19 protein-coding genes and 1 tRNA gene are annotated in these 23,545 nt (G+C 70.7%); 14 read left to right on the top strand and 6 right to left on the bottom strand.

The window, feature by feature from the left end:
- The first annotated feature begins 309 nt into the window (after positions 1–309).
- Positions 310–819 carry a methyltransferase domain-containing protein gene (locus VM95_RS40735; RefSeq protein WP_244178983.1) on the top strand — a complete coding sequence of 170 codons (510 nt, stop codon included), beginning with the start codon at positions 310–312 and terminating at the stop codon, positions 817–819.
- Here VM95_RS40735 and VM95_RS28745 read toward each other — a convergent pair.
- The 3 genes from VM95_RS28745 to polA all read right to left on the bottom strand — a co-directional run bounded on the left by VM95_RS28745 (position 774) and on the right by polA (position 5,760).
- Positions 774–1,541, bottom strand: coding sequence for a GNAT family N-acetyltransferase (locus VM95_RS28745; RefSeq protein WP_045702100.1), 768 nt, complete (start codon positions 1,539–1,541; stop codon positions 774–776). The genes VM95_RS40735 and VM95_RS28745 overlap by 46 nt on opposite strands.
- A gap of 138 nt (positions 1,542–1,679) precedes the next feature.
- On the bottom strand, positions 1,680–2,849 hold the full coding sequence (locus VM95_RS28740) for a UDP-N-acetylglucosamine--N-acetylmuramyl-(pentapeptide) pyrophosphoryl-undecaprenol N-acetylglucosamine transferase (RefSeq protein WP_045702112.1): 1,170 nt from the start codon (positions 2,847–2,849) through the stop codon (positions 1,680–1,682).
- A gap of 208 nt (positions 2,850–3,057) precedes the next feature.
- Entirely contained in the window at positions 3,058–5,760 is a 2,703-nt protein-coding gene (polA, locus tag VM95_RS28735; protein ID WP_078860699.1) for a DNA polymerase I, read from the bottom strand.
- Positions 5,761–5,993: 233 nt separating this feature from the next.
- Here polA and VM95_RS28730 point away from each other — a divergent pair, with 233 nt between their 5' ends.
- From VM95_RS28730 to VM95_RS28705, 6 genes are all read left to right on the top strand, one after another.
- On the top strand, positions 5,994–6,482 hold the full coding sequence (locus tag VM95_RS28730; RefSeq protein ID WP_244178982.1) for a PaaI family thioesterase: 489 nt from the start codon (positions 5,994–5,996) through the stop codon (positions 6,480–6,482).
- 617 nt (positions 6,483–7,099) lie between these two features.
- Positions 7,100–8,341, top strand: coding sequence for a branched-chain amino acid ABC transporter substrate-binding protein (locus VM95_RS28725; protein ID WP_045702097.1), 1,242 nt, complete (start codon positions 7,100–7,102; stop codon positions 8,339–8,341).
- A 115-nt stretch (positions 8,342–8,456) separates the two neighbouring features.
- Complete coding sequence (locus tag VM95_RS28720; RefSeq protein ID WP_045702095.1) at positions 8,457–9,386, top strand: branched-chain amino acid ABC transporter permease; 930 nt, start codon at positions 8,457–8,459, stop codon at positions 9,384–9,386.
- A gap of 5 nt (positions 9,387–9,391) precedes the next feature.
- Positions 9,392–11,323 (top strand): branched-chain amino acid ABC transporter permease, encoded by a 1,932-nt coding sequence (locus tag VM95_RS28715; protein WP_078860697.1) that lies wholly within the window; start codon positions 9,392–9,394, stop codon positions 11,321–11,323.
- Between the two features lie 8 nt (positions 11,324–11,331).
- Entirely contained in the window at positions 11,332–12,135 is an 804-nt protein-coding gene (locus VM95_RS28710) for an ABC transporter ATP-binding protein (RefSeq protein WP_045702092.1), read from the top strand.
- On the top strand, positions 12,132–12,848 hold the full coding sequence (locus VM95_RS28705; protein WP_045702090.1) for an ABC transporter ATP-binding protein: 717 nt from the start codon (positions 12,132–12,134) through the stop codon (positions 12,846–12,848). The genes VM95_RS28710 and VM95_RS28705 overlap by 4 nt, the downstream gene beginning before the upstream one ends.
- Positions 12,849–12,902: 54 nt before the next feature.
- On the opposite strand, the gene VM95_RS28700 is transcribed toward VM95_RS28705, so the two are convergent.
- Positions 12,903–13,559 carry an ANTAR domain-containing response regulator gene (locus VM95_RS28700; protein WP_045702088.1) on the bottom strand — a complete coding sequence of 219 codons (657 nt, stop codon included), beginning with the start codon at positions 13,557–13,559 and terminating at the stop codon, positions 12,903–12,905.
- Between the two features lie 100 nt (positions 13,560–13,659).
- On the opposite strand from VM95_RS28700, the gene VM95_RS28695 reads away from it, so the two are divergent.
- Together VM95_RS28695 and VM95_RS28690 are read left to right on the top strand one after the other, a co-directional pair.
- Positions 13,660–13,732, top strand: a tRNA-Leu gene (locus VM95_RS28695).
- A gap of 119 nt (positions 13,733–13,851) precedes the next feature.
- Positions 13,852–14,625 carry a helix-turn-helix domain-containing protein gene (locus tag VM95_RS28690; protein ID WP_045702106.1) on the top strand — a complete coding sequence of 258 codons (774 nt, stop codon included), beginning with the start codon at positions 13,852–13,854 and terminating at the stop codon, positions 14,623–14,625.
- Positions 14,626–14,674: 49 nt separating this feature from the next.
- On the opposite strand, the gene pyk is transcribed toward VM95_RS28690, so the two are convergent.
- Positions 14,675–16,105: a pyruvate kinase gene (pyk, locus tag VM95_RS28685; protein WP_045702086.1), complete on the bottom strand. Its 1,431-nt coding sequence runs from the start codon at positions 16,103–16,105 to the stop codon at positions 14,675–14,677.
- 283 nt (positions 16,106–16,388) lie between these two features.
- Between pyk and VM95_RS28680 the strand changes: the two genes are divergently transcribed.
- From VM95_RS28680 to VM95_RS28660, 5 genes are all read left to right on the top strand, one after another.
- Positions 16,389–17,501, top strand: coding sequence for a substrate-binding domain-containing protein (locus VM95_RS28680; RefSeq protein ID WP_045702084.1), 1,113 nt, complete (start codon positions 16,389–16,391; stop codon positions 17,499–17,501).
- Positions 17,498–19,153 (top strand): extracellular solute-binding protein, encoded by a 1,656-nt coding sequence (locus VM95_RS28675; protein WP_045702082.1) that lies wholly within the window; start codon positions 17,498–17,500, stop codon positions 19,151–19,153. The genes VM95_RS28680 and VM95_RS28675 overlap by 4 nt, the downstream gene beginning before the upstream one ends.
- Positions 19,140–19,727, top strand: a complete 588-nt coding sequence (locus VM95_RS28670) for a hypothetical protein (RefSeq protein ID WP_157882231.1) — start codon at positions 19,140–19,142, stop codon at positions 19,725–19,727. Before VM95_RS28675 ends, VM95_RS28670 begins: the two co-directional genes overlap by 14 nt.
- Positions 19,728–19,969: 242 nt before the next feature.
- Positions 19,970–21,811 (top strand): bifunctional metallophosphatase/5'-nucleotidase, encoded by a 1,842-nt coding sequence (locus tag VM95_RS28665; RefSeq protein ID WP_045702080.1) that lies wholly within the window; start codon positions 19,970–19,972, stop codon positions 21,809–21,811.
- 83 nt (positions 21,812–21,894) lie between these two features.
- Entirely contained in the window at positions 21,895–22,464 is a 570-nt protein-coding gene (locus VM95_RS28660; RefSeq protein WP_045702078.1) for a Uma2 family endonuclease, read from the top strand.
- Between the two features lie 6 nt (positions 22,465–22,470).
- Here VM95_RS28660 and VM95_RS28655 read toward each other — a convergent pair whose 3' ends face one another.
- Positions 22,471–23,340, bottom strand: a complete 870-nt coding sequence (locus VM95_RS28655) for a helix-turn-helix domain-containing protein (protein ID WP_045702076.1) — start codon at positions 23,338–23,340, stop codon at positions 22,471–22,473.
- Positions 23,341–23,545 lie beyond the last annotated feature (205 nt).

Raw genomic sequence — 23,545 nt, 5'->3', positions numbered from 1 at the left:
CCCACCCGCTACTGGACCACCCTCATCCAGGCCGGCGAACTCCTCACCACCACCCCCAACCCCGACATCCGCCTCCGCAACGCCCTCACCCGCTGCCGCGACCACCTCACCCGCACCACCACCCCCTGAACACAGGAAGTCAACCCCGCCGACTTCCTGCGCCGGTCACCGCGATCGCCGACCAACTGGAAAGAGGCCACCACACGTGACCATCTCCGAAACCCTGCGCGCCGCCCTGGTCGATCAACTCACCGACAGCGACACGCTCACCGACCGCCCTCGTCCTCCTCCTCGCCGCCCTCCCTTGTGATGTCCATGTGGCAGCAGCTCGGCGCCGAGGCCGGGAACCAGGTCCTCGAAGTCGGCACCGGGACCGGCTACTCGACCGCCCTCGGCGCCCACCTGCTCGGCGACGCGAACCTCACCAGCATCGAGTACGACCCCCAAGTAGCCGAACGCGCCGCCGCCGCGCTCAAGGCCGCCGGCCACACCCCCCGACTCCTCACCGGCGACGGTCTCGGCGGGGCCCCGGACGGCGGCGCCTTCGACCGGCTCATCGCGACCTGCTCGGTCCGCTACCTCCCGATGGCCTGGCTCCACCAGGTGAAGCCCGGCCGCACCAGGAGGCTTTCGGCATCACGGTCACCGCGACGGGCCAGCGGATCTGGCTCGGCGCCGAGGACGGCCCCGGGTGGGACCTGCCGATCTGACCCGCCACCCCCTCAGCGCAGGAAGTCGACCCGTCCGACTTCCCGCGCAGTCCAAGGGCTTCGCTACGACGCTGCGGACCACCAGGTCGAGGGCGACGCCACCACGTAGCCCAGCGACTCGTACAGCGGCCGGCCCAGCTTCGACGAGGTGAGGGTGGCCGGCAGGTCGGCCAGGTGGGCGAGGGCGCCGAGCATGACGGCCCGGCCCGCGCCGCGGGAGCGGAACGCGGACGAGGTGCCGACCCAGTAGTGGCTGCCGAAGCCGTCCGCCACCACGCTGACGCAGGCGCCCGCGGGCGCGCCGTCGATCGAGGCGACGAACACGTCCACGCCCGGCTGGTCGAGCAGCGCCGGCGGGAAGAGCTCGCCGGGGCGGTAGGGCTCGAAGGTGTCCAGCTCGAAGCCGTCGATCACGACCCGCTCGGCCGCCTGGAGGTCCTCGGGCCGCCGCACCCGGATCACGTCCGACGCCGGTTCGCCGGCCGGACCGGGCAGGCGCAGCATGACCGGCATCTGCCAGTTGCGCATGCCCAGGTGGTTGAGGTCGGTCGAGCTGTACGGGTCCTCGGCGGTCACCGGGCCCACGGCCCGGCGGACCAGCTCGTTCACCTCGGCCAGTTCGGCCGGGTCGAGGTCGGGTTCCTGGATCAGGATCCGCAGGCCTGCCCGCTCGTCGCCGTCGACCGCGACGAATCCGCGGCGCCGGATCACCTCGTGGCCCCGGCTTCGGCCGGTCGCGGTCCAGAAGGCGGCGGAGTTGCGGGCCTGGCGCATGGGCGCCTCGGCCAGGGAGGCGGCGGGCTGGTCGGTCGAAGTGGATCTCGGTGTCATGGCGCCTACCGTAGTGCGGAATTGACCCGTCACACGGGCCAATTACCGGCACACCGGCTGGGCCACCTCCGCACGACCTCCGCACCGCCGCCGCACAGGAAGTCGGCCCCGCCGACTTCCTGCGCAGCGGCCACCGCGTCAGTCCTGCGACGCGCCCCCCGCCGCGGCGGCCAGGAGGACGTCGACCAGCCGCTCGCCGGCGTCCGGGCGGCCGTAGGAGCGGGCGCGGGCGGCGACGTCGGCGCGCAGGGCGGGGTCGCGGAGCAGCGGGTCCAGGGCCGAGCCGAGGGTGTGCCCGGTCGTCTCGCCGAGGAGGGCGACCGCCGCGCCCGCCTCGTGGAGGTGGCGGGCGTTGTGGGCCTGCTCGTTGCCCGCCGAGGAGGCGAGCGGGATCAGGACGGCGGCCTTGCCGAGCGCGGTCAGCTCCGCGATGGTGCCGGCCCCGCTGCGGGACATCACCACGTCGGCGAGGGCGAGGACGTCCGGCAGTTCGGGGCCGACGAAGCCGGTGAGGTGGTAGCGGGCCGCCGCCTCCGCGGGGAGGGCGGCGGCGTGGTGGCGCAGGGCGTCGACGTTCGCCGGGCCGCACTGGTGGATGACGTTGGCGCCGGTCAGCAGCCACGGCAGCACCTCGGCCACCAGGCCGTTGATCTGCTCCGATCCCTGGGCGCCGCCGGTGACGTAGACGGTCGGCAGGTCGCGGCGGAAGGCGTGCAGCCCGAGCCCGTGGATCGCCTTGTCCGCGGCGCCGGTCAGCACCTCGGGCCGCACCGGGTTGCCGGTGACGACGGCGATCGGGCGGGCCGCCTCGGGCAGCAGCGGCAGCGTCGACTCGGAGGACACGGCGATGCGCGCGGCCCGTCCGGCGAGCGTCCGGTTGGCCAGGCCCAGGCGCACCGTCTGCTCGTGGACGACGAGCGGGCGGCGCTTCAGCGAGGCGGCGATGCCCACGGGCACGGCGACGTACCCGCCGGTGGCCAGCACCGCGTCGGGGCGGAACCGGGAGACCACCCTGCGGGCCTGCAGGATGCCGAGCGGCACCCGCGCCATGTCCCGCACGTTCGCCGGGGAGATCATCCTCAGCGGGTTCCGGTGGCGGCGGATCTTCCCGGTGGCGACGGCCGCGAACGGGATCCCCTCGCTCGCCGCGACGCGGGACTCCAGGCTGTCCGCCGTGCCGACCCACAGGACGTCCAACGCCCGTCCGGTCGCGGCGAGTCGGGCCCGCGCGGTGCGCACCGCGGTGAGTGCCGGGTAGGTGTGCCCGCCGGTTCCCCCACCTGTGACGATCAGCCGGAAGGGCCGCATCGGCAGTCGGTCGACGGCATCGCTGGTCACAGCAGGACTCCCCATTCGTTCGTACCTGGAAGGCATCGAACTGTACGGCACTGCGGGCGACTTCACCCGATCGAGCACCGTTCGCCCGGATGCGCGGGCCCTCCGGGCGCGGGACGAGCCCGGACGCGGGGCGCGTCCGGGCTCGTCGTCCGGGCTCGTCGTCCATGCGCGTACCGCGTCAGTGCGCGGCGGCCTCCCAGTTCGGGCCGACGCCGACCGAGACGTCGAGCGGGGCGCGCAGCGGGTAGGCGCCCGCCATCTGCTCGCGGACGATCGCCTCGACGGGCTCGCGCTCGCCCGGGGCCAGCTCCAGCACGATTTCGTCGTGGACCTGGAGCAGCATCCGGGAGGTGAGCCCGGCGGCACGCAGGGCCTCGTCGACCCGCAGCATGGCGATCTTGACGATGTCGGCGGCGGAGCCCTGGATGGGGGCGTTGAGGGCCATCCGCTCGGCCATCTCGCGGCGCTGGCGGTTGTCGCTGTTGAGGTCGGGCAGGTAGCGGCGGCGGCCGAGCAGGGTCTCGGTGTAGCCGGTGGCGCGGGCCTCCTCGACGACGCGGTGCAGGTAGTCGCGGACGCCGCCGAAGCGCTCGAAGTAGGTGTCCATCAGGCCCTGCGCCTCGGCGGGCTTGATGCCGAGCTGCTGCGAGAGCCCGTAGGCGGACAGCCCGTACGCGAGGCCGTACGACATGGCCTTGATCTTGCGGCGCATCTCGGCGTCGACGGCCGCGCCCGGCACCTCGAAGACCTGGGAGGCGACGGTGGTGTGCAGGTCCTCGCCGGTGGCGAAGGCCTCGATCAGGGCCTCGTCCTCGGAGAGGTGGGCCATGATCCGCAGTTCGATCTGGGAGTAGTCGGCGGTGAGCAGCGACTCGTAGCCCGCGCCGACGACGAAGGCCCGGCGGATGGCGCGGCCCTCCTCCGTCCGCACCGGGATGTTCTGCAGGTTCGGGTCCTGCGAGGAGAGCCGGCCGGTGGCGGCGACCATCTGGTTGAAGGTGGTGTGGATGCGGCCCTTGGGCGAGACGGTCTTGAGCAGGCCCTCGACGGTGGTGCGCAGCTTGGCCTGGTCGCGGTGGCGCAGCAGGATGACCGGCAGTTCGTTGTCGGTCTGGGTGGCGAGCCAGGTGAGGGCGTCGGCGTCGGTGGTGTAGCCGGTCTTGATCTTCTTGGTCTTGGGGAGGGCGAGTTCACCGAAGAGGATCTCCTGGAGCTGCTTGGGCGAGCCGAGGTTGAACTCGTGGCCGGCGGCGGCGTGCGCCTCTTCGACGCAGCGCTGGATCTCGGCGGCGAACTGCGCTTCGAGCCGGGTGAGCCAGTCGCGGTCGGCGGCGATGCCGTAGCGCTCCATGCGGGCGAGCAGGGCGGCGATGGGCAGTTCCATGTCGTGCATCAGCCCGGCGGCGCCGACCTCGGCGAGGCGGGTGTCGAAGAGCGCGGCGAGGTCGAGGACGGCGCGGGCCTGGAGCATGAGCGCCTGGGCGGCGGCGGCCCCGGCGTCCAGGTCGTCGGTCTCCTCCAGCGCGTCGAAGGCGAGTTGGCCGCTCTCGGCGGCGGGGGCCGGGGTGAGGGAGCGGGCCAGGTACTCCTCGGCGAGGACTTCGAGGGTGAAGGTGCGGCGGCCGGGCTTCTCCAGGTAGGCGGCGAGGGCGGTGTCGGCGACGACGCCGTCGATGGTCCAGCCGCGTTCGGCGAAGGCGCGCATGACCTGCTTGGCGATGTGCAGGGCCTTGGGGGCGGCCGGGTCGGCGAGCCAGGCGGCGAAGGCCCGCTCGTCCTCCTCGGCGAGCAGCGCCGGGTCGAACCAGGCGGCGGACTCCCCCACGGCGAGCGCGACTTCGGTGACCTCGCCGGCGCCGAGGGCCCACTGGTAGACGGCGGCCAGCGCGACCGCGGTCTTGCCGTCCGAGGCGTGCTCGCGCAGCCAGGCGGCGAGCGTGCCGGGGTCGGTGAGCAGTTCGCCGTCGACCTCGACGCCGGGGGCGAGCTCGGCCTCGGCCGCGTCGGAGCCGGCCGCCGGGTCGATGCCGAAGACGCGGTCGCGGAAGTTGGCGTTGCGGAACTCCAGCGACTCCATCAGGGTGCCGACCGCCGCCTTGTCGAACGGCTTGCGGTCCAGGTCGTCGACGCCGAGCGGGAGTTCGACGTCGCGGACGAGCTCGGTGAGCACCCGGTTGCGCTTGACGGAGTCGAGGTTGTCGCGCAGCTTCTCGCCGATCTTGCCCTTCACCTCGTCGGCGCGGGCGACGAGTTCGTCGAAGGAGCCGAACTGGTTGACCCACTTGGCGGCGGTCTTCTCGCCGACGCCGGGGATGCCGGGCAGGTTGTCGGACGGGTCGCCGCGCAGCGCGGCGAGGTCGGGGTACTGGCGGGGGGTGACGCCGTACTTCTCGGCGACCTTCTCCGGGGTGTAGCGGGTGAGCTCGGAGACGCCCTTGGTGGGGTAGAGGACGGTGACGTGCTCGGTGACGAGCTGGAGCGAGTCGCGGTCGCCGGTGACGATGTCGACGTCGAAGCCGGCCGCCTCGGCGGCGGTGGCGAGGGTGGCGATGATGTCGTCGGCCTCGAAGCCCTCGACCGTCATCCGCGGGACGTTCATGGCGTCGAGGAGTTCGCCGATCAGGCCGATCTGGCTGCGGAACTCGTCCGGGGTCTTGGCCCGGTTGGCCTTGTAGTCGGGGAACTCGGCGGAGCGGAAGGTCTGCCGGGAGAGGTCGAAGGCGACCGCGAGGTGGGTGGGCTGCTCGTCCCGGACGGTGTTGGCGAGCATCGAGGCGAAGCCGTAGACCGCGTTGGTGGGCTGGCCGGTGGAGGTGTTGAAGTTCTCCACGGGCAGGGCGTAGAAGGCCCGGTAGGCCATCGAGTGCCCGTCGAGCAGCATCAGCCGGGGCCGCCGGCCGGCCCCGCCGCCACCCGCCGCGCCCTTGTCCGTACTCTGCGTAGCCACGTCAACGTCCGTTCCTGCCGATTCCACTTCCGGCCACCGATCCTAGGGCCCGGCACCGACAAAAGGGGCGCCGTGCCGGTCGGACCACGGCCGCTACCAGCGAGTAGGACGGTCGTACGATCACAGGCAGCACGACGACGTGACCCCCGAGCGGCAGGAGTTCCCCGATGACCGACGCGGCCCCCGACAGCACGCCCGACACCACGCCCGACAGCACCCCCGTCCTGAACGTCCCGCAGGAGGTGCTGGACCACTTCGCCAAGCTCGGCGTGGACCTGGCGACCTTCTCCGGCGGCCCCCTCGGCGAGAAGCTCGGCATCCGGATCGTCGAGGCGTCCGGCGACCGCGTGGTCGGCACCATGCCGGTGGAGGGCAACCAGCAGCCGTACGGGCTGCTGCACGGCGGCGCCTCGGCGGCGCTGGCGGAGACGCTGGGCTCGATCGGGGCGATGCTGCACGCCGGCCCGGGCCGGTACGCGGTCGGCGTGGACCTGAACGCGACGCACCACCGCTCGGCGACGTCCGGCCTGGTCACCGGGGTGGCGACGGCGGTGTTCAAGGGCCGCACGGCCGCCACGTACGAGATCGCGATCACCGACGACACCGGCAAGCGGATCACCAGCTGCCGGCTGACCTGCATGCTGCGCGACCTGTAACGTCCGCCGGGCTGACGCGAGTTCAGCCGAAGAGCAGTCAATACCCTTGGCCGCCCCCTTGTTTGACCTTCCGCCCCCTTGGGCAGGCGTTGGCCTGGACAAGGGGGCGGAAGCGTATCCGGATCCTGGACGCTCCCGCCCGGCCCCGGCGTGCCGCCGGAGCCGACCCACATCACGCGCATGTAACGCTGCGTAACAAGCAGGACGTCCAAGTAACCCGCAGTTCCGAGGCTCCGGTCGGCCCCGGAACCGCTTCCCAGCACCCGCGCTGTCCGGAATACGGACGTGCACGTTCGAAACCAGCACACCGGACGGCGCTGTCCGATTATCGGCGCTGCCAGCTGCAACCCCCATTTCTGGCCCTTACATCCCCCTACCAGCGGGTAAACACCCTGGGATTCCGGGCCGTTCGAGCCACCCCGACCACATGCTGAGACAAATGCTCCGTGTGCTCATAACAAGAGAATCACAGCCTGCTCGGAGCACTGCCCCGAGCCACCTGGCGGCATCTAGAGTCACGGCCAGTCACCGCGCCAATCGATCTGGGCTCTGCCCTCCGCGCATCCCGGCACCCGCCACTCCTCGGCGCGGCGCCTCCTGAACCGAAGGGGACCCTCGTGCGTCATCGTTCAGCAGTTGTCGTGAGCATTGCCGTCATCGGCGCCCTCAGCCTGACCGCGTGCGGCTCCCGCGGCGAGAAGAAGTCCGGCGACACGGCCGGCGCCAAGGACAACAACGCCACCACCGTCGTCATCGGCGTCGACGCCCCCCTCACCGGCGACCTCTCCGCCCTCGGCCTCGGCATCCGCAACTCCGTCGAGCTCGCCGCCAAGAAGGCCAACGACACGAACGAGGTCCCGGGCGTCAAGTTCGAGATCAAGGCCCTCGACGACACCGCCAAGCCCGCCCCCGGCCAGCAGAACGCCACCCAGCTCACCTCCGACGACAAGGTCCTCGGCGTCGTCGGCCCCCTCAACTCCAGCGTCGCCCAGTCGATGCAGCAGATCTTCGACGACAAGAACCTGGTCGAGATCTCCCCCGCCAACACCGGCGTCGCCCTCAGCCAGGGCGAGAAGTGGGCCACCGGCGAGAAGAAGCGCCCCTTCAAGTCCTACTTCCGCACCGCCACCACCGACGCCGTCCAGGGCCCCTTCGCCGCCCAGTACCTCTACAACGACGCCAAGAAGACCAAGGTCTTCATCATCGACGACCAGAAGACCTACGGCGCCGGCCTCGCCGCCACCTTCAAGGGCGAGTTCACCAAGCTCGGCGGCACCGTCGCCGGCGAGCAGCACGTCAACCCCGACGACCGCGACTTCGCCGCCATCGTCACCCAGGTCAAGAGCTCCGGCGCCGACGCCGTCTACTACGGCGGCGAGTACCCCGCCGCCGGCCCGCTCTCCCTCCAGCTCAAGGACGCCGGCGTCACCGTCCCCCTGATGGGCGGCGACGGCATCCAGAGCGGCGACTTCATCAAGCTCAACCCGAAGAGCACCGGCGACCTCGCCACCGCCGTCGGCCTGCCCGTCGAATCCCTCCCCACCGCCAAGCAGTTCATCGCCGACTACAAGGCCGCCGGCTACAAGGACGCCTACGAGACCTACGGCGGCTACTCCTACGACAGCGCCTGGGCCATCATCCAGGCCGTCAAGAACGTCGTGAAGGACAAGGGCAAGCTCCCCACCGGCGCCGACGCCCGCGTCGCCGTCCGCGACGCCGTCCAGAAGGTCAGCTTCGACGGCGTCACCGGCAAGGTCTCCTTCGACGAGTTCGGCGACACCACCAACAAGCAGCTCACCGTCTACACCGTCAAGGACGGCAAGTGGGCCGTCGACAAGTCCGGCACCTTCAACGGCTGATCCGGCCGCACCACCGAAGCACCCCAGCGCGCGGGGGCGCCACGAGTGCCCCCGCGCGCCCCCACATCCCCACCACCCACGCGGACACCCCCGAACGCACTACGGAGGCCCAGCGGTGCACGACCTACCGCAGCAGCTGGCCAACGGCCTGATCCTCGGCGCCCTCTACGGGCTCGTCGCGATCGGCTACACGATGGTCTACGGCATCGTCCAGCTCATCAACTTCGCCCACGGCGAGATCGTCATGGTCGGCGGCTTCGGCGCCCTGACCGCCTACCTCGCCCTCCCCGGCGGCACCACCCTGTGGCTCGCCCTACCGCTGATGCTCATCGCCGGCATCCTGGTCTCCACCCTCACCGCCGTCGCCGCCGAACGCTTCGCCTACCGGCCGCTGCGCACCGCCCCCCGACTCGCCCCGCTGATCACCGCGATCGGGCTGTCCATCTTCCTGCAGCAACTCGTCTTCTCCTTCTACCCCGACGCCAAGAAGGCCCGGGTCTTCCCCAAGATCCCCGGCGACCCCTTCAACATCGGCTCCGTCACCATCCAGCGCAGCGACCTCTTCCTCATCATCGCCGCCCCGCTGTGCATGCTCGCCCTCAGCTGGTTCGTCACCCGCACCCGCTCCGGCCGCGCCATGCAGGCCACCAGCCAGGACCCCGACACGGCGAAGCTCATGGGCATCGACACCGACCGGATCATCGTCCTCGCCTTCGCCATCGGCGCCGCCTTCGCCGCCGTCGCCGCCGTCGCCTACGGCCTGCGCAGCGGCCAGGTCTACTTCCGCATGGGCTTCATCCTCGGCCTCAAGGCCTTCACCGCCGCCGTCCTCGGCGGCATCGGCAACATCTACGGCGCCATGCTCGGCGGCGTCGCCCTCGGCCTCGCCGAAGCCCTCGCCACCGGCTACGTCGAGCACATCCCCGGCATGCACCTCTTCGGCGGCGGCGCCTGGAAGGACGTCTGGGCCTTCGTACTCCTCATCCTCGTGCTCCTCGTCAGGCCACAGGGCCTGCTCGGCGAGCGCGTCGCGGACAGGGCGTGACCACCATGACCACCACCCACACCGAGACCAGCCCGGTCATCCCCCTCCCGGCCCGCGCCGCCGCCGCCCTCACCGGCCTCGGCGCCCTCGCCACCGCCGCCTCCGCCGCCCTGTCCTGGACCTGGACCAGCGACTTCCCCGGCGACCTCACCTACACCGGCTCCCCCGCCGGCCTCCAGTGGCTCGCCGTCGTCGCCGGCCTGCTCACCCTCGTCCTCCTCCTCGCCACCCACGGCACCCCCGGCCTGCGCTGGGCCGCCCCCGGCCGCAGCCACAACGCCGTCCTGTACGCCGCCGCCGGCGCCCTCGCCGTCAGCGCCTACTCCGTCACCGCCATCTCCGTCGAACTCGGCGGCCTCGCCAACCTCGAACCCGGCGGCTGGGTCCTCGCCGCCAGCGGCCTCCTCGGCATCGTCGGCGCCCTCGGCCTCCCCCTCGACCGCCGCACCACCGTCCCCCTGCGCATCCTCGACAAGCGGCTCTTCCTGCTCGTCCCCGCCGCCCCGCTCGTCTGGATCGGCGCCCACGCCATCCCCGACGACAAACCCGTCGCCCCCGTCATGACCGCCCTCGCCGGCGGACTCGCCATCGCCACCGGCGCCGTCCTCCTCCTCCAGCTCGGCCACGCCGCCCACACCTGGCTGCGCCTGGGCACCATCGAGCGCCGACTCGCCGCGCCCCGCGAACTGCCCTCCTGGGCCGAGGTCCTGCTCATCGTCCTCGCCTTCGGCCTCGGCCTCTTCGCGATCACCTTCGGCATCGACACCGAGTACGGCGAACTCTTCACCGGCTACCTGCTGCTCGCCGGCTTCGTCGCCGCCGCCCTCGCCAAGTCCGGCCTGGTCACCCGGCTGCGCGCGCTGACCGTCAAGCACCGCCCGGTCACCACCGGCGCCGCCTTCGCCGCCGCCGCCAGCTTCCCCTTCACCCAGACCAGCGACCAGTACACCTCCGTCGCCACCAACATCCTGATCTTCGCCACCGTCGCCCTCGGCCTCAACATCGTCGTCGGCCTCGCCGGCCTGCTCGACCTCGGGTACGTCGCCTTCCTCGGCGTCGGCGCCTACGCCGCCGCCCTGGTCTCCGGCTCCCCCGCCTCGCCCATCCACGTCCAGTTCCCGTTCTGGGCCGCGATGCTCACCGGCGCACTCGTCTCCATGGTCTTCGGCGTCCTCATCGGCGCCCCCACCCTGCGACTGCGCGGCGACTACCTCGCCATCGTCACCCTCGGGTTCGGCGAGATCTTCCGCATCACCATGCTCAACCTCAACGGCACCACCGGCCCCAACGTCACCAACGGCTCCAACGGCATCCCGCGCATCCCGGACCTGGAGATCTTCGGCTTCGACCTCGGCAAGACCCACACCGTCGCCGGCGTCGAACTCGGCCGCTTCTCCAACTACTACCTGCTGATGCTCCTCGTCACCGCCGTGGTCGTGCTCGTCTTCGCCCGGGTCAGCAACTCCCGCATCGGCCGCGCCTGGGTCGCCATCCGCGAGGACGAGACCGCCGCCGAAGCCATGGGCATCAACGGCTTCCGCCTCAAGCTCCTCGCCTTCGCCCTCGGCGCCTGCCTCGCCGGCCTCGCCGGCACCGTCCAGGCCCACGTCAGCTACACCGTCACCCCCGACCAGTACACCTTCGCCGAAGCCCTCCCGCCCAACTCCGCCTTCCTCCTCGCCGCCGTCATCCTCGGCGGCATGGGCACCATCAGCGGCCCCCTCGTCGGCGCCACCCTCCTCTTCCTCATCCCGAAGAAGCTCGAATTCCTCGCCGACTACCAGCTCCTCGCCTTCGGCGCCGCCCTCATCATCCTGATGCGCGTCCGCCCCGAAGGCCTCATCCCCAACCGCCGCTCCCAACTCGAATTCCACGAAGCCGCCATCCCCGCCCAACCCGCCGGCGACGACACCGCACTCACCAAGGCAGGGGCGTGACCCGCCACATGACCACCACCGCCACCCCCCTGCTCGACGTCACCGGCGTCACCATGCGCTTCGGCGGCCTCACCGCCGTCAACGACGTCTCCCTCACCGTCGGCGAAGGCGAGATCATCGGCCTCATCGGCCCCAACGGCGCCGGCAAGACCACCTTCTTCAACTGCCTCACCGGCCTCTACGTCCCCACCGAAGGCCGCGTCACCTACCGCGGCAACGTCCTGCCCCCCAAGCCCCACCTCGTCACCCAGGCCGGCATCGCCCGCACCTTCCAGAACATCCGGCTCTTCGCCAACATGACCGTCCTGGAGAACGTCCTCGTCGGCCGCCACACCCGCACCAGGGAAGGCATCTTCTCCGCCATCCTCCGCGGCCCCGGCTACCACCGCGCCGAAACCCAGAGCCGCGACAAGGCCATGGAACTCCTCGCCTTCACCGGCCTCGCCGACAAGGCCGACCACCTCGCCCGCAACCTCCCCTACGGCGAACAGCGCAAGCTGGAGATCGCCCGCGCCCTCGCCTCCGAACCCGGCCTCCTGCTCCTCGACGAGCCCACCGCCGGCATGAACCCCCAGGAGACCCGCGCCGCCGAGGAACTCGTCTTCGCCATCCGCGACAAGGGCATCTCCGTCCTCGTCATCGAGCACGACATGCGCTTCATCTTCAACCTCTGCGACCGGACCGCCGTCCTCGTCCAGGGCCAGAAGATCGTCGAAGGCGACCGCGAGACCGTCCAGAACGACGAACGCGTCATCACCGCCTACCTCGGCGCCCCGCTCGAAGGCACCACCGCACCGGAGGAAACCCCGTGACCGCACTCCTCGAAGTCCAGGACCTCCGCGTCGCCTACGGCAAGATCGAGGCCGTCAAGGGCATCAGCTTCACCGCGAACCAGGGCGAGGTCACCACCCTCATCGGCACCAACGGCGCCGGCAAGACCACCACCCTGCGCACCCTCTCCGGCCTCCTCAAGCCCACCGCCGGCCGCATCACCTTCGACGGCCAGGACCTCGCCACCGTCCCCGCGCACAAGATCGTCGCCCTCGGCCTCGCCCACTCCCCCGAAGGCCGGCACATCTTCCCGCGCATGACCATCGAGGAGAACCTCCTCCTCGGCGCCTTCCTGCGCACCGACACCGCCGGCATCACCGCCGACGTCGAACGCGCCTACGGCCTCTTCCCCATCCTCGGCGAACGCCGCAAGCAGGCCGCGGGAACGCTGTCGGGCGGCGAGCAGCAGATGCTCGCCATGGGCCGGGCGCTGATGTCCCAGCCCAAGCTGCTCATGCTCGACGAGCCGTCCATGGGCCTCTCGCCGCTGATGATGCAGAAGATCATGGCCACCATCGTCGAGCTCAAGGCCGGCGGCACGACCATCCTGCTCGTCGAACAGAACGCCCAGGCGGCGCTGTCGCTCTCCGACCGCGGCTACGTCATGGAGACCGGCCGCATCGTCCTCGACGGCACCGGCGCGGACCTCCTCCACGACGAGTCCGTCCGCAAGGCCTACCTCGGCGAGGACTGAACACGTGAAAGGGCCCGGCAGATGGCGATCTGCCGGGCCCTTCCCATGTCCGTACTACTCGGACTTACCCTCTTCGGCCTTCTTGCGGTCCTGGGCCTCGCCCTCCTCGATGACCGCCTCGGCCACCGCCGCCATCGTCATCCGCCGGTCCATCGAGGTCTTCTGGATCCACCGGAACGCGGCCGGCTCGTTCAGCCCGAACTTCGTCTGCAGCACACCCTTGGCGCGGTCGACCAGCTTCCGGGTCTCCAGCCGCTGGGTGAGATCCCCGATCTCCTTCTCCAGCGCCCGCATCTCGGTGTACCGCGACACCGCCATCTCGATCGCCGGCACCAGGTCCGACTTCGAGAACGGCTTCACGATGTACGCCATCGCGCCCGCGTCCCGGGCCCGGTCCACCAGCTCCCGCTGCGAGAACGCGGTCAGCATGAGGACGGGAGCCAGGTGCTTCTCGTGGATCTGCTCGGCTGCGGACAGCCCGTCCAGGATCGGCATCTTCACGTCGAAGATCGCCAGGTCCGGCTTCAGCTCCTCCACGAGCTTCACCGCCGTCGCCCCGTCCCCGGCCTCCCCGACGACGGTGTACCCCTCCTCTTCGAGCATCTCCTTCAGATCGAGACGGATCAACGCCTCGTCCTCGGCGATCACAATCCGGGTGATCTGGGGCGATTCGGTCTCAAGCGGCTGTGCCTGCTCGTCGGCGGTGCTCACGGGGCTCCTCGTTCCGGCGGGGTACTGCATGCACGAGGGTACCTAGACACGGTATGTTTGAGACCAACGGGTCCGGAGTTCAACCTTCGAATCCATGGGCGCCCCGGTAGCCCAGCGGGAGAGGCGATGGTCTCAAACACCATACAGCGTGGGTTCGAATCCCACCCGGGGCACTTTTCCTTCGATTCTTAAGTCGCTTAGGGTAGCCTAATCGTTGGCGATCTTCATCACTTCGACTGAAGATCGCGGCATTCACCAGATCCGTTCATGCGATTCGCACACGCTCGACTGCATGTACGACATGACCGCGCGCCAGCGAGCGCTCGACCTGTACGCGTCGGGGCTGACCTTCAGCCAGGTCAGTCGCGCAACCGGGATATCCCGCTTCTCGATCCGCCAGTGGGCATCCCGTGCTGCGCCCAGCCCACGCATGACCATCGAATGTCCGGCCCGCGACAGCCGGCTCGATCCCTCGCGACCACAGGCCGACTACGCCTATCTACTCGGCCTCTATCTCGGCGACGGCTGTATCAGCGAGGGCCGCCGCAGGGTCTTCGCCCTCCGCATCGCCTGCTGCGACGCCTGGCCGGGCCTCATCCTCGAGTGCGAGCGCGCCATCTCCGCCGTCATGCCGCACAACAGGGTCAGCCGTGTCCACGCACCCGGCTGCACCAGTGTCGTCAGTACCAGCAAGCACTGGCCCTGCCTCTTCCCCCAGCACGGCCCTGGCCCGAAGCATCTGCGGCCGATCCGGCTCACGCCGTGGCAGCAGGAGATCGTCGACGCCCACCCGTGGGAGTTCCTGCGCGGGCTGATCCACTCGGACGGCTGCCGGATCACCAACTGGACGACCCGCACGGTGGGAGGCGTCAAAAAGCGCTACGAGTACCCGCGCTACTTCTTCACCAACACCTCGACCGACATCATCGGGCTCTTCACCGCCACCCTCGACGCAGTCGGCGTCCAGTGGAAGCCGGCCTCCCGGTCGAACGGCGGCTTCAACATCTCCATCGCCCGCAAGGACTCCGTCGCCCTCATGGACGCCCACATCGGCCCCAAGTACTGACAGCGGCGCGGCCTTCCGCGAAGGCCGCGCCGCCGAAATCGAGCCCCGGTCAGCCGTCCAGGGTCCCCACGTGGTGGACGCGGACGAGGTTGGTGGAGCCGGCGAGGCCGGGTGGGGAGCCGGCCGTGATCACCACGATGTCGCCCTTCTGGCAGCGGCCGAGCGAGAGCAGCGCCGCGTCGACCTGCTCGACCATCTGGTCGGTGGTCGGCGCGAAGGGCCCGAGGAAGGTCTCCACGCCCCAGGTGAGGGCGAGTTGGCTGCGCACCGCCGGTTCGTACGTGAAGGCGAGCACGGGGATCGGTGAGCGGTAGCGGGTGAGCCGCCGGGCGGTGTCGCCGGACTGGGTGAAGGCGATGAGGTACTTCGCGTGCAGGAAGTCGCCGATCTCGGCGGCCGCGCGGGCGACGGCGCCGCCCTGGGTACGCGGCTTGGTCCCGGAGGAGAGCGGCGGCAGGCCGCCCGCGAGGATGTCGTCCTCGGCGGCCTCGATGATGCGGCCCATGGTCTTGACGGTCTCGACGGGGTACTTCCCGACCGAGGTCTCGCCGGAGAGCATCACCGCGTCCGTGCCGTCGAGCACCGCGTTGGCGACGTCGGAGGCCTCGGCGCGGGTCGGCCGGGAGGCGTTGATCATCGAGTCGAGCATCTGGGTGGCGACGATGACGGGCTTGGCGTTGCGCTTGGCGAGTTTGATGGCGTGCTTCTGGACGAGCGGGACCTGTTCGAGGGGCATCTCCACGCCCAGGTCCCCGCGGGCCACCATGACGCCGTCGAAGGCGTCGACGATGGAGTCCAGGTTCTCGACGGCCTGCGGCTTCTCGATCTTGGCGATGACGGGCACCCGGCGCCCCTCCTCCGCCATCACCCGGTGGACGTCCTCGACGTCGCGCCCGCTCCGCACGAAGGAGAGCGCGACGAGGTCGACTCCGGCGCGCAGCGCCCACCGCAGGTCGGCGACGTCCTTGTCGCTGAGTGCGGGGACGGAGACGGCGACGCCGGGGAGGTTGAGGCCCTTGTGGTCGGAGACGAGGCCGCCTTCGATGACGAGGCAGCGCACCCGTGGCCCGTCGACCTCGACGACCTCCAGCGTCACCCGCCCGTCGTCGACGAGGATCCGTTCGCCGCGCGAGACGTCGCCGGCGAGCCCGGCGTAGGTGGTGCCGCAGATGTCCTTGTCCCCCACGACGCCGTTGTCGGTGGAGATGGTGAACTCGTCGCCGCGTTCGAGGAGTACGGGCCCGTGGGCGAAGGTCTCGAGCCGGATCTTCGGGCCTTGAAGGTCGGCGAGGACGCCGACGCTGCGGCCGGTCTCGTCGGCGGCCTTGCGGACGCGGCGGTAGCGTTCCTCGTGTTCGGCGTGGGTGCCGTGGCTGAGGTTGAATCGGGCGATGTCCATCCCGGCGTCGACCAGGGATTTGATCTGGTCGTACGAGTCGGTGGCGGGCCCGAGGGTACAGACGATTTTTGCTCGGCGCATAGTGCTGAGACTAGGCATTACCGGCGCGTAACCACGAGGCGGGTCCGGACGCCGGGATGGCCGTTGCCGGAAGGCGAGTTGAACAATCTGACACATCCTCGGATCGATGTGCGAGCGTTTCCTGACGGCTCGTCCGGTCGGCTCGGGCCGATGCGATTCCGTGAAGGGGTGTTCACCCCTGGTTCACCGTCGCTTCGGCTCGTGCTCGGCGCCCGGCGGGACGCTCGTCACCCCCGGGGGTGAGCACCCGTACGGGGTAGTGGACGAGGGGGATGCGTCGACGATGGAACGATCGCGAGCGCTGGGGGTGCTGGCCGCTCTGGCGTTGCTGGGCGGGGTGACGATCGCGCTGATCCCGGACGATTCGAAGGATCCCGATCTCAAGCCGATGGCGACCGTGACGGTGACCGGGCTGATCGGTTCGGAGAAGCGGACGTTCTTCGAGAACGCCGATGTGAAGGCCGAGTTGGCGAAGCAGGGCCTGGTGGTGCAGGTCGACTCCACCGGCTCGTGGACGATGAGGGAGCAGGCGAAGTCGAATCCGAAGCTGGACTTCGCGTTCCCGTCGAGCAGTGCGCCGGCCCAGGACATCCAGCGGAACTGGGGTCTGAAGGACTCCCCGCCGGTGCCGTTCTACTCGCCGCTGGTGATCGTGACCCGCGAGTCGGTGGCGAAGGTGCTGCGGCAGAGCGGCATGGCCGCCGTGGACCCGGCGGGCGTGTGGACCTTCCAGATGGACGCCTACCTGGCGGCGCTGGAGTCGGGGCGCAAGTGGGAGGACCTGCCGGCGGCGCAGGGCAACGCGACGCTGTCCGGCCGGCTGCTGGTGACCACGACCGATCCGGAGAGTTCGTCCTCGGGCGCGCTGTACCTGGCGCTGCTGTCCTACGTGGCGAACAACCACCAGGTGGTGTCGGACGACGCGGGGGTGGCGAAGGTCCGGGACGTGCTGTACAAGGCGACGTCGCTGCAGGGCGCGCAGAAGAGCAGCAGCGACGAGCCGTTCCGGGACTTCGAGGCGGGGGTGGGCAGGCCGCTGGTCTTCGGGTACGAGTCGCAGGTGGCCACGCTGCCGCTGCAGGGCCAGTCCGGCGAGGACAAGGTCGTGGTGATGTACCCGGACACGACGGTGTTCTCGGACCACACGATGGTGGCGCGGACGCCGAACGGCCAGAAGCTCGCCTCGGTGCTGCGGGACGACGACGCGCTGCACACGCTGGAGGCGAAGTTCGGCTTCCGGACGGCGGACCGGCCGACCGCGTTCGCGGAGCAGACGAAGGACCACCTGCCGAAGCTGGCGCCGGACCTGAAGTCGGCGAACGTGAGGCAGGCGGACGTGCCGTCGCTGGACTACCTGACGAAGTTGACGAAGGCGGCGAAGGGGGCGCAGGGGTGAGTGGTCTGACGAGGGGTCGGCGCGCGCGGCGCGGTGGACTGGCGGTCGCGTTGGCGGCGCTGCTGGCGGCGGCGACGGCCTGTACGTCGAGCCCGCCGAGCCCGCCGCTGCCGCCGACGCCGACGACCGCGGGGGCGGGGGCGCTGCGGGTGCTGGCGGGCAGCGAGTTGCAGGACGTGCAGCCGGTCCTGGAGGAGGCGGCGAAGGCCACCGGGGTGTCGGTGGAGTTCACCTGGACGGGCAGTCTGGACGGCGCGGACACGGTGTCCTCGGGCCGGGCGGACGGCAGGTTCGACGCGGTGTGGTTCCCGTCGAACCAGTACCTGCGGCTGGACCCGACGGGCCGGACGAAGGTGCTGTCCCAGACGCCGGTGATGGTGTCCCCGGTGGCGGTGGGGGTGCGCTCCTCGGTGCTGGGGGGTCTGGGCTGGGGGGACGGTTCGAAGGTCACCTGGGCGCAGATCGGGGACGCGGCGGCGGCCGGCAAGCTGGCGTACGGCATGGCGGACCCGACGCGTTCGAACTCGGGTTTCTCGGCGCTGGTGGCGGTGGCGTCGGCGTTCTCGGGGGCGGGGGCGGCGCTGACCGAGGCGGACGTGCAGAAGGCGACGCCGCAGTTGAAGCAGTTCTTCACCGGCCAGAAGCTGACGTCGGGCTCCTCGGGCTGGCTGGCGCAGGCCTACACCCGGGCGGAGCCGGGCAAGGTGGGCGCGCTGGTGAACTACGAGTCCGTGCTGCTGTCGATGAACCGGACGCTGCCGGCGGACCAGCAGTTGACGGTGGTGCGCCCGGTCGACGGCGTGGTGTCGGCGGACTATCCGCTGTCGTTGCTGGCCTCGGCGCAGCCGAACCGCAAGGACGCGTTCCAGAAGCTGTCGGCCTACCTGCTGACGCCGGACGCGCAGAAGCGGCTCTCGGAGCGGACGCTGCGCCGCCCGGTGACGGCGGGGGTGGCGCCGGCGGCGGGGTTGCCGGCCGACGGCCGCAAGGAGCTGCCGTTCCCGGGGACGCGGGCGGTGGCGGACGGCCTGCTGGCCTCGTACCAGAACGACCTGCGCCGCCCGTCGCGGACGGTGTACGTGCTGGACACCTCGGGCTCGATGGCGGGCCAGCGGATCGGCGCGCTGAAGGCCGCGCTGGCCAAGCTGACGGGCTCGGACGACACCCGGGGGGCGCGCCGATTCCGCAACCGCGAGCAGGTGACGCTGATCTCGTTCGCGTCCTCGGTGAAGTGGTCGAGGACGCATCTGGTGCCGGCGTCGGGCAGTGGTCCGGGCCCGGAGGCGGAGCTGAAGGCGATCGACGCGGACGTGCAGTCGCTGGCGGCGGACGGCGGTACGGCGCTGTACGACTCGCTGGAGCAGGCGTACCGGGCGATCGAGCAGCAGCAGGCGGCGGCGGGGGACGACCGGTTCACCTCGATCGTGCTGATGACGGACGGGGAGAGCAACGAGGGCGCGGCGGAGGCGGACTTCAGGAAGTTCCACGACGGGCTGCCGGCCGGGGAGAAGTCGATCCCGGTGTTCCCGATCAAGTTCGGGGAGGCGGCGGTGGGTCAGTTGCAGGGGCTCGCGGACATGAGCGGCGGCAAGCTGTTCGACGGCGGGGGTTCGCTGGACGGCGTGTTCGAGGAGATCCGTGGCTACCAGTGACGGGCTCGGGCGGTGGGTGCTGGCGTACCTGGAGTCGGCCCGGAACCTGGTGGGCTGCGGGGCCGGCGCGGTCGGGCTGGGGCTGCACTTCGCGGGGCTGGGCGGTGCGTGGTGGCCGGGGGTGGTGGCGGGCCTGTACGGAGCGGGCGCGCTGCTGACCCCCGGCCGGGACGGCGATCCGGCCGGCCGCGGCACGTGCACCACCACGACGCCCGCGCCCGCGCCGCCGACCACGCCACCCGCCGAGCCGACCGCACCACCGGCCCAACCGAAGCCCGCCCAACCGGAGCCCGCCGCGCCGAAGCCCGCCGCCGACCCCGAACTGGACGCCCTCGCCGACTTCCTGGGCTCGGTGCCGCTGCCGGCCGCGGCCGGCGTGGCCGAGCTGGTGGCGGCGCTGCGGGCGGCCGAGCCGGGCCCGGCGGTGCGGCTGATCGTCCGCCACCGCCTGCCGGTGGCGGTGGACGGCTATCTGCGGGCGCGGACCTGGGGCCCGTGGGCGGGGGCGGACGCGCCGGACCCGGAGCGCGAGTTGAGGGCGGCGGTGGCGGTCCTGGCGGCCGAGCTGGGCTGACGCGGCGGCCCCGGGTCCGCCCAGCGCCGTCACGAACGAGTCGCCAAGATCTCACCTGCTGGAAACGTCGGAGGGCTATTCACCGGCCCGGGCGGCACGGCACACTTCTACGCGCGTCCCTCTACGCGCGTCATCGCGTCCGGGCCGCCACCCGTACCACCCCGCGTACCGATTTCGGGTACGTCCCCCAGCACATCAGTTGACGGTTCGTTCGCCGTCAGTCCCACCCGGGAGAGTTCTCCATGTCCCTGAACCGCCGTGACTTCGTCACCCGGTCCGCCGCCACCGCCGCCGGTGCCGCTCTCGTCGGCGGCGCCGCGATCGCCACCGCCCCCGCCGCCGCGGCCGCCGAGCCGGACAAGGCGGGCGCCAAGGGCAAGAAGCCGAAGCAGCAGGGCCGCAAGCAGGCCTTCACCGTCATGGGCACCACCGACCTGCACGGCCGGGTGCTCAACTGGGACTACTTCACCGACGCCGAGTACGTCGACAAGGCCCACAACGCGGTCGGCCTCGCCAAGATCTCCACCCTGGCCAACCAGGTGCGCGAGGAGAAGGGCTGGGACCGCTGTCTGCTGATCGACTCCGGCGACATCATCCAGGGCACCCAGCTGACCTACTACTACGCCCGGGTCGAGCCGATCGCCACCGACGGCGACAACGTGCCGGACCACCCGATGGCCGTCGCCATGAACCTCATGGGCTACGACGCCGCCGCGCTCGGCAACCACGAGTTCAACTACGGCATCCCGACCGTGAAGGCCTTCGAGGACCAGCTGGAGTTCCCGCTGCTGGGCGCCAACGCGCTGCACGCGAAGAACGAGAAGCCGGCCTTCAAGCCGTACGTGATCAAGGAGGTGTGGCTGGACGAGGACACCCCGCTCAAGGTCGGCATCCTCGGCCTCACCAACCCCGGCATCGCGATCTGGGACAAGGCCAACGTCAGCGGCAAGATGGTCTTCCCGGGCATCGTGGAGACCGCCGCCAAGTACGTGCCGCGGATGAAGGCGGCCGGCGCGGACGTCATCGTCGTCTCCGCCCACTCGGGCATCGACGAGCAGACCACCTACGGCGACCAGCTGCCCTGGCCGGAGGACGCCTCCGGTGAGATGGCGGAGACCGTCCCGGGCATCGACGCGGTGCTGGTGGGCCACACCCACAAGGAGGTGGCGCAGCGCCTGATCACGAACAAGAAGACCGGCAAGACGGTCGTGCTGTCCGAGCCGCTGTGCTGGGGCCAGCGCCTGAGCTGCTTCGACTTCGAGGTCGAGTTCACCGAGGACGGCTGGAAGGTCCTCTCGGTGTCCTCGCGGGTGCTGAACTCCAACACCGTGCCGGAGAACCCGGAGATCAGCAACGCGATCCTCGGCCAGCACAAGAAGGTCGTGGCGTACGTCAACCAGAACATCGGCACCAGCAAGATCGAGCTGTCGATCGCCGAGGCCCGGTTCAAGGCGACCCCGATCATCGACCTCATCGGCAAGGTCCAGGCCGACGCCGTCAAGGCCGCGTTGGCGGGCGGGCAGTACGCCAACCTCCCGGTCGTGGCGCAGGCGGCCCCGTTCAACCGCACCGCGCTGATCCCGTCCGGCCAGGTCAAGCTGCGCGACGCGGCCGGCCTGTACATCTACGAGAACACCCTGGAGGCCCGCATCCTGACGGGCGCCCAGCTCAAGGACTACCTGGAGTTCTCGGCGAAGTACTACTACCAGCTGGCTCCGGGCGCCCCGGTCGACAAGGACGCGATGACCGGCGCCGAGACCACCCCGGACTACAACTACGACTCGCTCTACGGCCTGAGCTACGACATCGACATCGCCCAGCCCAAGGGCCAGCGGATCGTGAACCTCAGCTTCCAGGGCAAGCCGATCGACCCGGCCGCGCAGTTCGTCCTGGCGGTGAACAACTACCGCGCCAACGGCGGCGGCAACTTCCCGCACGTGGCGACGGCCAAGTCGGTCTGGGCGAACTCCGACGAGATCCGCAACACGATGATCGCCTGGGTGAAGGCCAAGGGCGTCATCGACCCGGCCGACTTCTTCACCAACTCCTGGCGCCTCGTCCGCGCCGGCCAGCCGGTGTTCTAAGGCCGCGCGCGAAGGCCGTCCGCGCGGGACACCTCGTCCCGCACGGACGGCCTTCGCGGCATTCGGGGTGGAAGAATGGCGCCATGAGCGAGTTCCAGATCCCCGAGCGCCACGCGCGGCTGCTGGCGTACGCGCAGAGCCTGACGCCCCCGGCCGGGTGGAAGATCGAGATCTCCGGCGACGAGATCATCATGATGGCCGGCCCGTCCGTCATCCACCAGCGCAACCTCCTGCTGATCCGCGAGCAGTTCGACGCGCACCGGCCCGCCGACACGATGCCGAGCGAGAACACCGACCTCGCCTCGCCGAACGTCGGCAAGCTGCGCAACCCCGACCTCACCTACATCCCGCTCTCGGCGGTCGAGTCGGGCGGCAGCCAGGTCCCCGCCGATCAGGCCGCGATCGCGGTGGAGATCGTCTCCCCGTCGAACCCCGAGAACGACCTGGTCGGCAAGGTCCGCGACTACCCGCTGATGGGCATCCCGCTGTACCTGCTGATCGATCCGCGCGAGGGCGCGATCACGCTCTACTCCGAGCCCTCCGGCAACGGCTACCACCAGCGCTGGGACGGCACGTTCGGCGACCGCGTGCCGATTCCCGCCCCGTTCGACTTCGAGCTCGCCACCGACGGTCTCATCCGCTACCAGGCCTGAACGCCCCTACAGTTCGCCGCGGACGGTGTGCAGGAGGTCGCGGGTGAGGGCGGGGCTGAGGCTGTCGGCGAGGAGGCCGTCCATGGCGTGGTGGTACTCGGCGACCTCGGCGGGGCGGTCGAGGTAGAGCGCGGTGGTGAACTGTTCGAGGTAGACGACGTCGGCGAGTTCGGGCTCGGCGAAGCCGAGGAGGCTGAAGGCGCCGACCTCGGCGCTGAGGCCGGCGGCGCCGAAGGGCATCACCTGGAGCCGGACGTTGGGCAGTTCGGCGAGTTCGAGCAGCCGGTCGATCTGGCCGCGCATCAGCTCGGGGCCGCCCCAGGGGCGGCGCAGCGCGGCTTCGTCGAGGACGGCGACGAGGCTGGGCGCCCGGTCGCCGGTGAGCAGGCGCTGGCGGCGCAGGCGCAGTTCGACGCGGCGGTCGATCTCGTCGGGTCGGGTGACGTGGCCGCCGGCGGTGATGACGGCGCGGGCGTAGTCGGCGGTCTGGAGGAGGCCGTGGACGAACTGGACCTCGTAGCTGTGGATCCGGGCGACGGCTTCTTCGAGGCCGACGTAGTTCTGGAACCAGGTGGGCAGGATGTCGCCGTACTCGTGCCACCAGGAGCTGCTGTTGGCGGCGCGGACGAGGCCGAGGACGGTGGCGCGTTCCTGTTCGGCGTCGACGCCGTAGAGGGTGAGGAGGTCGGCGACGTCGCGTTCCTTGAAGCCGACGCGGCCGAGTTCCATCCGGCTGATCTTGGATTCGGAGGCGCGGATGGAGTAGCCGGCCTCCTCGCGGCTGACGCCTCTGGCCTCGCGGAGTCTGCGCAGCTGGGTGCCGAGCAGGAGCCGCCGCACGGTGGCGCCTCCGCTTGTCTGAGTCGTCGTGCCCATCGAAGTCACCCTCCGCAGTCGCGCAGCCCCCCGGCCGTCGGCGGCAGTCTGCCACCTGGCACCGACGAACAACAGCCCTTCCCGCCCGGTTGTCCTGACCACGCCGGGAAAGCGTCCAGGGTAGACCCAACTCCTGAGATTTCCCTGTGAGTTGGCCCGGTCGAAACTGGCCGGAAACGCGACGGCGCCCGCCCTCCAACTGGTC

Origin of the sequence: Streptomyces rubellomurinus, assembly GCF_000961885.1 — a bacterium.
In the GTDB taxonomy this organism is placed as follows: domain Bacteria; phylum Actinomycetota; class Actinomycetes; order Streptomycetales; family Streptomycetaceae; genus Kitasatospora; species Kitasatospora rubellomurina.
This window is presented reverse-complemented; position numbering and strand designations above follow the sequence as displayed.